Raw genomic sequence first — 13,449 nt, 5'->3', positions numbered from 1 at the left:
GAGGAATCCGTATGGAACAGAGGGACAGCGAGGCCGGCGAGGCCACGCCGCCGACACTCGGCATCGGCATGGTCGGATACGCGTTCATGGGCGCCGCCCACTCCCAGGGGTGGCGCACCGCGGGACGCGTCTTCGACCTGCCGATGCGGCCGGTCCTCGCCGCCGTCGCCGGCCGTGACGCGACCGCCGTCCGGGCCGCCGCCGCGCAGCACGGCTGGGCGGCGACGGAGACCGACTGGCGCGCCCTCGTCGCCCGCGACGACGTCCAGCTCGTGGACGTCTGCACCCCGGGCGACAGCCATGCGGAGATCGCCGTCGCCGCGCTGGAGGCCGGCAAGCACGTCCTGTGCGAGAAGCCGCTCGCCAACTCGGTCGCCGAGGCCGAGGCCATGGTCGCCGCCGCCACGGCGGCGGCCGCCCGCGGCCAGGTCGCCATGGTCGGCTTCAACTACCGGCGGGTGCCGGCGATCGCGTACGCCCGCCGGCTCATCGCCGACGGCAGGCTCGGCGCGCTCCGGCACGTACGGGTCACCTACCTGCAGGACTGGCTCGTCGACCCGGGCTTCCCGCTGACCTGGCGCCTGGAGCGCGAGCACGCGGGCTCGGGAGCCCTCGGAGACCTCGGCGCGCACGCCGTCGACCTCGCCCAGTACCTGGCGGGGGAGCTCCTGGTCGGGGTGTCGGCGCTCACCGAGACCTTCGTACGGGAGCGGCCGCTGCTCGCCGGGGTGTCGGCCGGGCTCGCCGGGGCCCCCGCGGGCGGGGCGTACGGGACGGTGACGGTGGACGACGCGGCGCTGTTCACCGGGCGGCTCGCCTCCGGGGCGCTCGCCTCCTTCGAGGCGACCCGGATGGCCGCCGGCCGCAAGAACGCCCTGCGGCTGGAGATCAACGGAGAGAAGGGCTCGCTCGCCTTCGACCTGGAGCGGCTCAACGAGCTCTCGTTCCACGACCACACCGAGCCCGCCGCCTCCGCCGGCTTCCGCCGCATCCTCGTGACCGAGCCGGACCACCCGTACCTGGAGGGCTGGTGGCCGCCCGGGCACGCGCTCGGCTACGAGCACACCTTCGTCCACCAGGCCCGCGACCTGGTCCTCGCCATCGCGTCCGGGGCCGGTCCCGCGCCGTCCTTCGCCGACGGGCTCCAGGTGCAGCGAGTCCTCGCCGCGGTGGAGGAGAGCGCCGAGAAGAACGCCGTCTACACCCCCGTACAGGTCTAGGAGGCCGTCCACCGTGACCCGTCCCTTCACCCTCTTCACCGGCCAGTGGGCCGATCTGCCGCTGGAGGAGGTCTGCCGGCTCGCCCGGGACTTCGGCTACGACGGCCTCGAACTCGCTTGCTGGGGCGACCACTTCGAGGTCGACAAGGCTCTGGCCGATCCGTCGTACGTCGACGGCAGGCGCGCCCTTCTGGAGAAGTACGGCCTGAAGTGCTGGGCGATCTCCAACCATCTGGTGGGCCAGGCCGTCTGCGACCATCCGATCGACGAGCGCCATCAGGCGATCGTGCCGGCCCGGATCTGGGGCGACGGAGAGCCCGAAGGCGTACGGCGGCGGGCGGCACGCGAACTGGCCGACACCGCACGGGCCGCCGGGGCGCTGGGCGTCGACACCGTCATCGGCTTCACCGGCTCGTCGATCTGGCATCTGGTGGCGATGTTCCCGCCGGTGCCGGAACGGATGATCGAGCGCGGCTTCGAGGACTTCGCCGAGCGCTGGAACCCGATCCTCGACGTCTTCGACGCCGAAGGGGTGCGCTTCGCCCACGAGGTCCATCCGAGCGAGATCGCCTACGACTACTGGACCACCCAGCGCGCCCTGGAGGCCGTGGACCATCGGCCGGCCTTCGGGCTCAACTTCGACCCGAGCCACTTCGTCTGGCAGGACCTGGACCCGGTCGGCTTCCTGTGGGACTTCCGCGACCGGATCTACCACGTGGACTGCAAAGAGGCCCGCAAACGCCTCGACGGCCGCAACGGGCGGCTCGGCTCGCACCTTCCCTGGGGCGATCCGCGGCGCGGCTGGGACTTCGTCTCCGCCGGGCACGGCGACGTGCCCTGGGAGGACGTGTTCCGGATGCTCCGCTCGATCGGCTACGCGGGGCCCGTCTCGGTGGAGTGGGAGGACGCCGGAATGGACCGGCTCACCGGCGCTCCGGAAGCGCTCTCCCATCTGAAGCGGTTCGACTTCGACCCGCCGGCGGCCTCCTTCGACGCCGCGTTCGGCGGTGATCGGTAGCCCTCGGGGCTTCATATCCGCAGGTCGGCGCCTGGTGGCGACAACGCCATCAGGCCGGTCCGCCCTGCCCGCGAGCGGCTTTGTCCTCTCGCGGTGAAAAGTTCGACAGCACCGACGCACAAGGGCTTTCGGGCATGGACGAACCCCGCTACGGTCCCTGTGTGGCTGATGTGTACATGACGTAACTGTGAATACGCGACCAGCGTGACGGCGCACGCCGGTCCCCGGACAACCCGCACACCCGGCCCTACTCCGGAGGACACCCGTGCACAGAAAACGACTCCGAACCAGGAAGTCACTCGCCCTGCTCACCGTCGGACTCCTCGCCCTCGGCACCCCCCAGGTCCTCGCCGCCGAAGCGGCGGACCCCGCCGACACCACCGCCGCGGCCGAGGAGTTCCAACAGGTCACCCTCGCCAAGGGCGGCGAAGAAGTCGGCGAACCCATGTCGCTCGCCGTACTCCCCGACCGCAGCGTCCTGCACACCTCACGAGGCGGCGAACTGCGCCGCACCGACGCCGCCGGCAACACCACGGTCATCGGCACCATCCCCGTCTACTCCCACGACGAGGAAGGCCTCCAGGGCATCGGCCTCGACCCCGACTTCGCCCAGAACAAGGCCATCTACCTCTACTACGCCCCGCCGCTCACCACCCCCGCGGGCGACGCCCCCGAGAACGGCACCGCCGACGACTTCGCCAAGTACGACGGCGTCAACCGACTCTCCCGCTTCACGCTGAAGGCCGACGGCACCCTCGACAACGCCAGCGAGAAGAAGGTCATCGACGTCCCCGCCACCCGCGGCATCTGCTGCCACGTCGGCGGCGACATCGACTTCGACGCCCAGGGCAACCTCTACCTGTCGACCGGCGACGACTCCAACCCCTTCGCCTCCGACGGCTTCACCCCCATCGACGAACGCCCCGGCCGCAACCCCGCCTTCGACGCCCGACGCACCTCCGGCAACACCAACGACCTCCGCGGCAAGATCCTCCGCATCAAGGTCGCCGACGACGGCTCCTACACCGTCCCCGACGGCAACCTCTTCGCACCCGGCACCGACAAGACCCGCCCCGAGATCTACGCGATGGGCTTCCGCAACCCCTTCCGCTTCAGCGTCGACAAGGCGACAGGCGTGCTCTACGTCGGCGACTACGGCCCCGACGCCGGCGCCGCCGACCCCACCCGCGGACCCGCCGGCCAGGTCGAATTCGCCCGCATCACCAGGCCCGGCAACTTCGGCTGGCCCTTCTGCACCGGCAAGAACGACCCCTACGTCGACTACGACTTCGCCACCAAGGTCTCCGGCGGCACCTTCGACTGCGCCGCGCCGAAGAACGACTCCCCGTACAACACCGGCCTCGTCGACCTCCCGCCCGCCGAGCCCGCCTGGATCCCCTACAACGGCGGCTCCGTACCCGAGTTCGGCACCGGATCCGAATCACCCATGGGCGGACCCGTCTACCGCTACGACGCCGACTCCACCTCCCCGGTGAAGTTCCCGGAGTCGTACGACGGCGACTTCTTCGCCGGCGAGTTCGGCCGCCGCTGGATCAAGCGCATCGAACAGGGCTCCGACGGCACCGTCCAGTCCATCAACTCCGTACCGTGGACCGGCACCCAGGTCATGGACATGGCCTTCGGCCCCGACGGCGCACTGTACGTCCTCGACTACGGCACCGCCTGGTTCGGCGGCGACCACAACTCCGGCCTCTACCGCATCGAGAACGCCACCGGCGGCCGCTCCCCGGTCGCCGAGGCAAGCGTCGACAAGACCTCCGGCAAGGCACCGCTCAGGGTCGCCTTCTCCTCCGCCGGAACCACCGACGCGGACGGCGACGCCCTCACCTACAGCTGGGACTTCGGCGACGGCGGCACATCGACCGCCGCCAACCCCACCTACACCTACCGCAAGAACGGCACCTACACGGCCACCGTCACCGCGAAGGACGCCGGCGGCCGCACCGGCTCCGCATCCGTCCACGTCGTCGTCGGCAACACCGCACCCAAGGTGACCCTCGAACTTCCCGCGGAAGGAGCCCTCTTCGGCTTCGGCGACGAGATCCCCTTCAAGGTGACCGTCACCGACCCCGAAGACGGCACCATCGACTGCGCCAAGGTCAAGGTCACCTACGTCCTCGGCCACGACAGCCACGGCCACCCCATCACCTCCGCCAACGGCTGCACCGGCACCATCAAGACCTCCGCCGACGGAGGCCACGACGACGACGCCAACATATTCGCCGTCTTCGACGCCGAATACACCGACGGCGGAGGCGGCGGCCAGGCCGCCCTCACCACCCACGACCAGGCCAAACTCCAGCCCCGCCACCGCCAGGCCGAACACTTCGACGCCCAGAACGGCGTCGCCGTCATCGACAAGGCCCCGGCGAACGGCGGACGGACCGTCGGCGACATCAACGACGGCGACTGGATCTCCTTCAAGCCCTACAACCTGAGCGGATCCACCAAGCTCACCGCCCGCGTCTCCTCCGGCGGCGCTGGCGGCTTCCTCGAAGTCCGCACCGGATCACCCACCGGCACCCTCCTCGGCTCCGCCCCGGTCCCCGTCACCGGCGGCTGGGAGACCTTCCAGGACATCGACGTACCCCTGCGTAGCGTGCCCCGCAAGACCACCGAACTCTTCCTCGTCTTCAAGGGCGGCGCAGGCGCGCTCTACGACGTCGACGACTTCACCCTCTCGAACAGCCCCGTCGACCGCACCGCCAAGCGGGTCCTCGTCTTCTCCCGCACCGCCGGCTTCCGGCACGACTCCATCGCCTCCGGCATCACCGCACTCAAGGAACTCGGCGCCGGCAGCAACATCACCGTCGACGCCACCGAAGAACCCCGCCAGTTCACCACCAACAACCTCGCCCGCTACGACGCCGTCGTCTTCCTCTCCACCACCGGCGACGTCCTCGACGCCGAACAGCAGACCGCCTTCGAGAACTACGTCTCCACCGGCGGCGGCTACATGGGCATCCACGCCGCCGCCGACACCGAGTACGACTGGGAGTTCTACGGCGGACTCGTCGGCGCCCACTTCGCCTCCCACCCGCAGATCCAGCCCGCCACCGTCCGCGTCGAGGACCACAACCACCCAGCCACCGCCCACATCGACGGCCCCTGGCAGCGCACCGACGAGTGGTACAACTACCGCACCAACCCGCGCGGCCAGGCCCGCGTCCTCGCCACCCTCGACGAGACCACCTACCAGGGCGGCACCATGAAGGGCGACCACCCCATCGCCTGGTGCAAGTCCTACGGCGGCGGCCGCTCCTTCTACACCGGCGGCGGCCACACCAAGGAGTCCTACACCGAAGCCGCCTTCCGACAGCACCTCCTCGGCGGACTGCGCTACGCCGCCGGCCAGGTCACCGCCGACTGCCGGCCCCAGACCGGCTACCGCGACCTCTTCAACGGAGAGACCCGCGAGGGCTGGAAGCAGGCCGGACCCGGCAGCTTCGACGTCACCGACGGCGAACTGCGCTCCGTCGGCGGCATGGGGATGCTCTGGTACCAGGCCAAGGAGTACTCCTCCTACTCCCTCAAGCTCGACTGGAAGGCCGCCGGAGACGACAACTCCGGGATCTTCGTGGGCTTCCCGGCCTCCGACGACCCCTGGTCCGCCGTGAACAACGGCTACGAGATCCAGATCGACGCGACCGACGCCGCCGACCGGACCACCGGAGCCGTCTACGGCTTCAAGTCCGCCGACCTCAAGGCACGCGACGCCGTGCTGCGGCCGCCCGGCCAGTGGAACAGCTACGAGATCCGCGTGCAGGGCGAGCGGCTCCAGGTGTTCCTCAACGGAGTGAAGATCAACGACTTCACCAACACCGACCCGGTCCGCAGCCTGAAGGACGGCCACATCGGCATCCAGAACCACGGCGCCGACGACCAGGTCTCCTTCCGCAACATCCAGCTCAGGGAGCTCGCCCCGTAGAGCTCCCGCACAGCCGGCGGCGGGCGGGGAGGCGCCGTACCCCCCGCCCGCCGTCTCCACCACCGTCCCAGGGAGGCAGGGCCGTGACCACAGGAACACGCACGGGAGCCGGAACGCGCACGGGAGTCTGGTTCATCGGAGCGAGAGGCTCCGTGGCCACCACCGCGGTGGCAGGCTGCGCCGCGACCACGGCCGGCCTGCACCCACCGACCGGCATGGTGACCGAGACCGACCCCTTCACGACCGCGGGCCTGCCACCCCTCGCCTCCCTCGTCTTCGGCGGACACGACACGGCGGCGTGTCCGCTCCCCAAACGAGCCGAGGCACTCACCGCAGCGGGCGTCCTCCCGCACGGCCTCGCCGCCGCCGTCGGCGCCGAACTCGCCGCCGCCGACACGGAGATACGCGCCGGCGGGCCACTGCCCGGCGACACCCGTGAAGAGCGGGAACTCATCACCACTTTCGCCGCAGACATGACAGACTTCCGGAACCGGCTGGCATTGAGACGAGTCATCGTCGTCAATGTGGCCTCTACGGAGCCGGCGTCGGGGGGCGCCGGGCTCCCACCCAGCTCCCTCTACGCGGCCGCCGCCCTGCGCGCCGGCTGCCCCTACGTCAACTTCACCCCCTCCACCGGACTGCGCCACCCCACCCTCACCGCCACCGTCGAAGCGAGCGGCCTTCCCCACGCGGGACGCGACGGCAAGACCGGCCAGACACTCCTGCGCTCCGCCCTCGCCCCGATGTTCCTCCAACGCGCCCTGACCGTACGGGCCTGGTCCGGCACCAACCTCCTCGGCGGCGGCGACGGCGCCGCCCTCGCCGACCCGGCCGCCGCCGCGGCCAAGAACGCCGGCAAGGAACGCGTGCTCGCCGACATCCTCGGCCGAGCCCCGGAAGGCCAGGTCCACATCGACGACGTCCCCGCCCTGGGGGAGTGGAAGACCGCCTGGGACCACATCGCCTTCGACGGCTTCCTCGGCTCCCGCATGACCCTCCAGACCACCTGGCACGGCTGCGACTCCGCCCTCGCCGCGCCCCTGGTGCTCGACCTGGCCCGGCTGACCGCCCGCGCCCACGAGACAGGACTGACGGGCCCCCTGGAGGACCTGGCCTTCTACTTCAAGGACCCGGAGGGCGAGGCCCCCGCCGCGCTGGCCGAACAGTACGCGCGGCTCCTGGCCTTCGGCGCCCGCCTCGGGGAGGCACGGTGAGCGGACGCCTCGCCCCCTGGGCGGAACTGCTGCGCGTCTCCGCCCTGTTCACCGTGCCCGGCGACGCACTCGCGGGCGCGGCGGCCACGGGCCTGCGCCCGAACCGGTCCACTCTGCTGGCCATCGGCTCCTCCCTCTGCCTGTACGAGGCCGGCATGGCCCTCAACGACTGGGCCGACCGCGCCGAGGACGCCGTCGACCGCCCCCACCGCCCGATCCCCTCCGGCCGCATCACTCCCCGAGCGGCCCTCACCGCCTCGGCCGCCCTGACCGCCGCCGGCCTCGGCCTCGCCGCCCGCGCCGGCCGCCCGGCGCTCACGGTCGCCACCGCGCTCGCCGCCACCGTCTGGGCCTACGACCTCCACCTCAAACACACCCCCGCCGGGCCCGCGGCGATGGCGGGGGCACGGGCGCTGGACCTCCTCCTCGGCACGGTCGCGACCTCCACCGGGGGGCCCTCCCCCTCCCCCTCCCCCCACCCTCCCCTCCGCCCCTCCCACCGCCCGCCGAGGGAGGCGCTGCGCTCGGCCGCGCTCCTGGGCGCGCACATCTACGGCGTCACCACGGTCTCCCGGCACGAGGCGCAGGGAGGCTCGACCCGCACCCCGCTGCTGGCCCTCGCCACCACCCTGGCGCTGGCCGCCGAAGCCACCCGCACCGCCAAGGCGCGCCCCCTCGTGACCGCCGTGCTCGCCGCCGCCTACGCCCACACCCCGGCCACCCCGCTGCTCCACGCGGCCCTCAACCCGTCACCTCCCCTCACCCAGCGCTCCGTCGGCGCCGGCATCCGTGCCGTCATCCCCCTCCAGGCCACCCTCGCCGCCCGGGCCGGCGCACCCCGCACCGCACTCGCGCTCCTCTGCCTCACCCCGCTCGCCCGCGCCCTCGCCCGGAAGGTGAGCCCCACATGACCCACCGACCCCGTGGACTCCGCCTCGGCTACGGCACCAACGGCCTCACCGACCTCCGCCTCGACGACGCCCTCGCCCTGCTAGCCGACCTCGGCTACGACGGCGTCGGTCTCACCCTCGACCACATGCACCTGGACCCCCTCGCCCCCGACCTCGCCGCCCGGACCGCCCGACTGGCCCGACGCCTCGGGTCACTCGGCCTCGGAGTCACCGTCGAGACCGGCGCCCGCTACGTCCTCGACCCACGCCGCAAGCACGGACCATCCCTCCTCGACCCGGACCCCGCCGCCCGCGCCGCCCGCACCGACCTCCTCCTCCGAGCCGTCCGCGTCGCCGCCGACCTCGGCGCCCACGCCGTCCACTGCTTCAGCGGCATCACCCCCGCGGCCGCCTCCGAGCCGACCGCCTGGAAGCGCCTCGCCGCATCCCTCACCCCCGTCCTCGAAGCAGCGGACTCCGCCGGCGTCCCCCTGGCCGTCGAACCCGAGCCCGGTCACCTCCTCGCCACCCTCGACGACTTCCACACCCTGCGCGGCCTCCTCGGCGACCCGGACCCCCGCCTCCTCGGCCTCACCCTCGACATCGGCCACTGCCAGTGCCTGGAGTCCGCCTCCCCGGCCGACTGCGTCCGCGCCGCCGCCCCGTGGCTGCACCACGTGCAGATCGAGGACATGCGCCGCGGAGTCCACGAGCACCTCCCGTTCGGCGACGGAGAGATCGATTTCCCGCCCGTCCTCGCGGCGCTCGCCGACCTCACCGCCGCCGGCTACCCGGGCCTGACCGTCGTCGAACTGCCCCGCCACTCCCACGCCGGCCCCGAACTCGCCCGCTCCTCCCTCTCGTTCCTCCGTGACCAGCCCGCCCCTCGGGAGGCCCCGGCATGATGACCGACTCCGCCCGCGCCTGGCTCGACGAGGCCCTCACCGCCGCCGCGGCCCACACCGCCCTCTGGGAGCTGCGCTTCGCGTCCGCCGGCCGGCACTGCGGCCCCGAGCACGCCGACTCCGCCCGCGTCCTCCTCCTCAAGGCGGCCCAAGCCGACACGGACGTCCTCACCCGCCTCTACCACCAAGGCTCCACCGCCGAACGACGCGCCGTCCTCCTCGCCCTCCCCTCACTCGTCACCGGGCCGGATGCCCTGCCTCTGATCGAGGACGCGCTGCGCACCAACGACACCACCCTGTTCTCCGCCGCCCTCGGCCCCTACGCCGCCTCCCATCTCGCCCCGCACTCCTGGCGCCATGCCGTCCTGAAGTGCCTCTTCACCGGCGTCCCCGTCGACGTCGTCGACGGCCTGTCCCACCGGGCCCGCGGCGACCGCGAACTCGCCCGGATGCTCACCGACTACGCCGCCGAACGCACCGCCGCCGACCGCCCCGTTCCCGCCGACCTCCACCGCGTCCTCGCCCTCACCGCCCCCACCGAGGAGTCCTGATGCGCATCTTCGACCCCCACATCCACATGTCCTCGCGCACCACCGACGACTACCGGGCGATGTACGACGCCGGAGTACGCGCCCTGGTCGAGCCCTCCTTCTGGCTCGGCCAGCCCCGCACGTCACCCGCCTCGTTCTTCGACTACTTCGACTCCCTCCTCGGCTGGGAGCCCTTCCGCGCCGCCCAGTACGGCATCGCCCATCACTGCACCCTCGCCCTCAACCCCAAAGAGGCCAACGACCCCCGCTGCACCCCCGTTCTCGACGCCCTGCCCCGCTACCTCGCCAAGGACAACGTCGTCGCCGTCGGCGAGATCGGCTACGACTCCATGACCCCGGCCGAGGACACCGCCCTCGCCGCCCAGCTCCAGCTCGCCGCCGACCACGGCCTGCCCGCCCTCGTCCACACCCCCCACCGCGACAAGCTGGCCGGCCTGCGCCGCACCCTCGACGTCGTCCGCGAGTCCGCGCTCGCACCCGACCGGGTCCTCCTCGACCACCTCAATGAGACCACCGTCAAGGAGGCCGCCGACAGCGGCGCCTGGCTCGGCTTCTCCATCTATCCCGACACGAAGATGGACGAGGACCGCATGGTCGCCGTCCTCAAGGACCACGGGCTCGAGCGCGTCCTCGTGAACTCGGCCGCCGACTGGGGCAAGAGCGATCCGCTCAAGACCCGCAAGGTCGGCGACGCCATGCTCGCCGCCGGATTCTCCGACGACGACGTCGACCAGGTGCTGTGGCGCAACCCCGTCGCCTTCTACGGCCTCAGCGGCCGGCTCCGTCTCGACCCCCCTTCACCCGACACGTCCCACCAGGGCAACTCCATCCTCCGCGGCGGGGAATGAGGCGAGTTCGCCGATGCGCTTCCGCCACCCCGACGGCTCCACCGTCCACCTCGCCTACTGCACCAACGTCCACCCCGCCGAGACCCTCGAAGGCGTCCTCGCCCAGCTGCGCGACCACTGCGAACCCGTCCGCCGGCGCCTCGGCCGCGACCGGCTGGGCATCGGCCTCTGGCTCGCCCGGGACGCCGCCCGCTCCCTGATCACCGACCCGGCCTCCCTGCGCGCACTGCGCGCAGAGATCGACCGCCGCGGCCTCGAGGTCGTCACCCTCAACGGCTTCCCCTACGAGGGGTTCGGCGCCGAAGAGGTCAAGTACCGCGTCTACCAGCCGGACTGGACCCGCCCCGAACGTCTCGCCCACACCACCGACCTGGCCCGTCTCCTCGCAGCCCTCCTTCCCGAAGACATCACCGAGGGCACCGTCTCCACGCTGCCGATCGCCTGGCGCACCCCTTTCGACTCCCAGTCGGCGGACATCGCCCGCACCGCCCTGGCCACCCTCGCCGAACGCCTCGACGCCCTTGAGGAACTCACCGGGAAGTCCGTCCGCATCGGACTCGAACCGGAACCCGGCTGCACCGTCGAGACCACCGCGGACGCGATCGCCCCGCTCACCGCCCTCTCAAGCCCCCGTATCGGCGTCTGCGTCGACACCTGCCATCTCGCCACCTCCTTCGAAGACCCGCAGACCGCCCTGGACGCCCTCGGCTCAGCCGGCATCCCCGTCGTCAAGACCCAGCTCTCCGCCGCACTGCACGCCGAGCACCCCCATCTCCCCGAGGTCCGCGCCGCGCTCGCCGAGTTCGCCGAACCCCGCTTCCTCCATCAGACCCGCACCCGGACCGCCGCCGGCCTCCGCGGCACCGACGACCTGCCCGAAGCCCTCGCGGGCCGCTCGCTCCCCGACGGCGCCCCCTGGCGCGCGCACTTCCACGTCCCCCTCCACGCCCCACCGGCGCCCCCGCTCACCTCCACCCTTCCCGTACTCAGGGCCGCCCTCGCTCTGCTCGTGGGCGGCCCCCGCCCCCGGACCCACCACCTGGAGGTCGAGACCTACACGTGGCAGGCACTTCCGGCCGACCGGCGCCCCCGCACCCGCGCCCGCCTCGCCGACGGCATCGCAGCCGAACTGACCCTGGCCCGTGACCTGTTGACCGACCTCGGCCTCAAGGAACTCCCATGACCAGCCCCCGGAGCGACACCCGACCCACCCCCCTCCTGGTCCTCGACGTCGTCGGTCTCACCCCCCGCCTCCTGGAGCACATGCCCCACCTCCAGGCTCTCGGCCGGACCGGATCGCAAGCCTTCCTCTCCACCGTCCTGCCGGCCGTCACCTGCACCGCCCAGTCCACCTTCCTCACCGGCACCCTCCCCTCCGAACACGGCATCGTCGCCAACGGCTGGTACTTCCGCGAACTCGGCGACGTCCTCCTCTGGCGCCAGCACAACGGCCTCGTCTCCGGCGACAAACTCTGGGACGCCGCCCGACGCGCCCACCCCGGCTACATCGTGGCCAACATCTGCTGGTGGTACGCCATGGGCGCGGACACCGACATCACCGTCACCCCCCGTCCCGTCTACTACGCCGACGGCCGCAAGGAACCCGACTGCTACACCCGGCCCCCGGCCCTCCACGACGAACTCACGGACGAGCTCGGCACCTTCCCCCTCTTCCACTTCTGGGGCCCGGGCGCGGACCTGGTCTCCAGCAGGTGGATCATCGACGCCACCCGCCACATCCTGCGCACCCGCCGCCCCGACCTCGCCCTCTGCTACGTCCCGCACCTCGACTTCGACCTCCAGCGGTACGGCCCCGACGACCCGCGGTCCTTCCGCGCCGCCGCCGAACTCGACACCGCCCTCGCCCCCCTCCTCGACGACGCCCGCGCGGAAGGCCGGACGGTCGTCGCCCTCTCCGAGTACGGCATCACCCGCGTGAACCGGCCCGTCGACATCAACCGGGCCCTGCGCCGAGCCGGCCTCCTCGAGGTCCACACCCAGGACGGCATGGAGTACCTCGACCCGATGGCCTCCCGGGCCTTCGCGGTCGCCGATCATCAACTCGCCCATGTCTACGTCCGGCGTCCCGAAGACCTCGATGTCGTCCGGGAGACCCTCGCCGGACTGCCCGGCATCGAGCGGCTCCTCGACGACGAGGGCAAGAAGGAGCACGGCCTCGACCATCCCCGCTCCGGGGAGCTCGTCGCCCTCGCCGAACCCGACGCATGGTTCACGTACTACTACTGGCTCGACGACGCGATGGCACCGGACTTCGCGCAGCTCGTCGAGATCCACCGCAAACCCGGCTACGACCCCGTCGAGCTGTTCATGGACCCGCTCGACCCGTACGTACGGATCAAGGCGGCGAAGGCGATCGCCCGCAAGAAGCTCGGCATGCGCTACCGGCTGGCGGTGGTCCCCCTCGACCCCTCACCTATTCGCGGCAGCCATGGCCGCCTCCCCACGAGCGATGACGAAGGTCCGCTCATTCTGTGCTCCACCCCCCGCGCTGTAAGCGGCCGCGTCGCGGCCACCGATGTGAAGTCCCTCTTGCTCCAGCTGGCCGGTCTTCACTGACCGGACTCCAGTGAAGCAGACCCGTCCGACAACAAGGAGTTATCCACAGATGAGCCGCACCCGCCGCACCCCCGCCGACCCGGAGCTCACCCACAAGCTCAGCAGACGGAACATGCTGGGCGTCGCCGCCGGCGCCACCGCCGCGGCCCTCCTCGGCGCGACCGCCCCCACCGCCGCGGCCGCGGAAGCCGGCCCCGCCACCCCCGGGCCCGCGCCGGGGCGCCCGCCCGGGCGCCCCCCCCGGCCCCCCCCCCACGGCGCTGGGAGCCTCAGCCCA

10 protein-coding genes and 1 pseudogene are annotated in these 13,449 nt (G+C 72.1%); all 11 read left to right on the top strand.

What is annotated here, in order from left to right; genetic code table 11:
* Positions 1–11: 11 nt before the first annotated feature.
* On the top strand, positions 12–1,220 hold the full coding sequence (locus tag ACFQ7Q_RS11670; RefSeq protein WP_383552679.1) for a Gfo/Idh/MocA family protein: 1,209 nt from the start codon (positions 12–14) through the stop codon (positions 1,218–1,220).
* 13 nt (positions 1,221–1,233) lie between these two features.
* A complete protein-coding gene (locus ACFQ7Q_RS11665) occupies positions 1,234–2,238 on the top strand; it encodes a sugar phosphate isomerase/epimerase family protein (protein WP_383552676.1) in 1,005 nt (334 codons plus the stop codon).
* 265 nt (positions 2,239–2,503) lie between these two features.
* Positions 2,504–6,187 carry a ThuA domain-containing protein gene (locus tag ACFQ7Q_RS11660; RefSeq protein ID WP_383552673.1) on the top strand — a complete coding sequence of 1,228 codons (3,684 nt, stop codon included), beginning with the start codon at positions 2,504–2,506 and terminating at the stop codon, positions 6,185–6,187.
* Positions 6,188–6,270: 83 nt separating this feature from the next.
* Positions 6,271–7,401 carry an inositol-3-phosphate synthase gene (locus tag ACFQ7Q_RS11655; protein ID WP_383552670.1) on the top strand — a complete coding sequence of 377 codons (1,131 nt, stop codon included), beginning with the start codon at positions 6,271–6,273 and terminating at the stop codon, positions 7,399–7,401.
* Positions 7,398–8,312, top strand: a complete 915-nt coding sequence (locus ACFQ7Q_RS11650) for an SCO3242 family prenyltransferase (protein WP_383552668.1) — start codon at positions 7,398–7,400, stop codon at positions 8,310–8,312. The genes ACFQ7Q_RS11655 and ACFQ7Q_RS11650 overlap by 4 nt, the downstream gene beginning before the upstream one ends.
* Positions 8,309–9,196 (top strand): sugar phosphate isomerase/epimerase family protein, encoded by an 888-nt coding sequence (locus ACFQ7Q_RS11645; protein WP_383552666.1) that lies wholly within the window; start codon positions 8,309–8,311, stop codon positions 9,194–9,196. Before ACFQ7Q_RS11650 ends, ACFQ7Q_RS11645 begins: the two co-directional genes overlap by 4 nt.
* Positions 9,193–9,747 carry an EboA domain-containing protein gene (locus ACFQ7Q_RS11640; protein WP_383552664.1) on the top strand — a complete coding sequence of 185 codons (555 nt, stop codon included), beginning with the start codon at positions 9,193–9,195 and terminating at the stop codon, positions 9,745–9,747. Before ACFQ7Q_RS11645 ends, ACFQ7Q_RS11640 begins: the two co-directional genes overlap by 4 nt.
* On the top strand, positions 9,747–10,595 hold the full coding sequence (locus tag ACFQ7Q_RS11635; protein ID WP_383552661.1) for a TatD family hydrolase: 849 nt from the start codon (positions 9,747–9,749) through the stop codon (positions 10,593–10,595). Before ACFQ7Q_RS11640 ends, ACFQ7Q_RS11635 begins: the two co-directional genes overlap by 1 nt.
* 13 nt (positions 10,596–10,608) lie before the next feature.
* Positions 10,609–11,778 carry a metabolite traffic protein EboE gene (eboE, locus tag ACFQ7Q_RS11630; RefSeq protein ID WP_383552659.1) on the top strand — a complete coding sequence of 390 codons (1,170 nt, stop codon included), beginning with the start codon at positions 10,609–10,611 and terminating at the stop codon, positions 11,776–11,778.
* A complete protein-coding gene (locus ACFQ7Q_RS11625) occupies positions 11,775–13,172 on the top strand; it encodes an alkaline phosphatase family protein (protein WP_383552657.1) in 1,398 nt (465 codons plus the stop codon). Before eboE ends, ACFQ7Q_RS11625 begins: the two co-directional genes overlap by 4 nt.
* Positions 13,173–13,221: 49 nt before the next feature.
* A pseudogene (locus tag ACFQ7Q_RS11620) lies at positions 13,222–13,449 on the top strand (hypothetical protein); the annotation flags it as partial.

The organism is Streptomyces sp. NPDC056527 (genome assembly GCF_042794475.1).
Lineage (GTDB): Bacteria > Actinomycetota > Actinomycetes > Streptomycetales > Streptomycetaceae > Streptomyces.
Note: the sequence above shows the minus strand (reverse complement) of the source record. Positions and strands in the feature narration are given on the sequence as shown.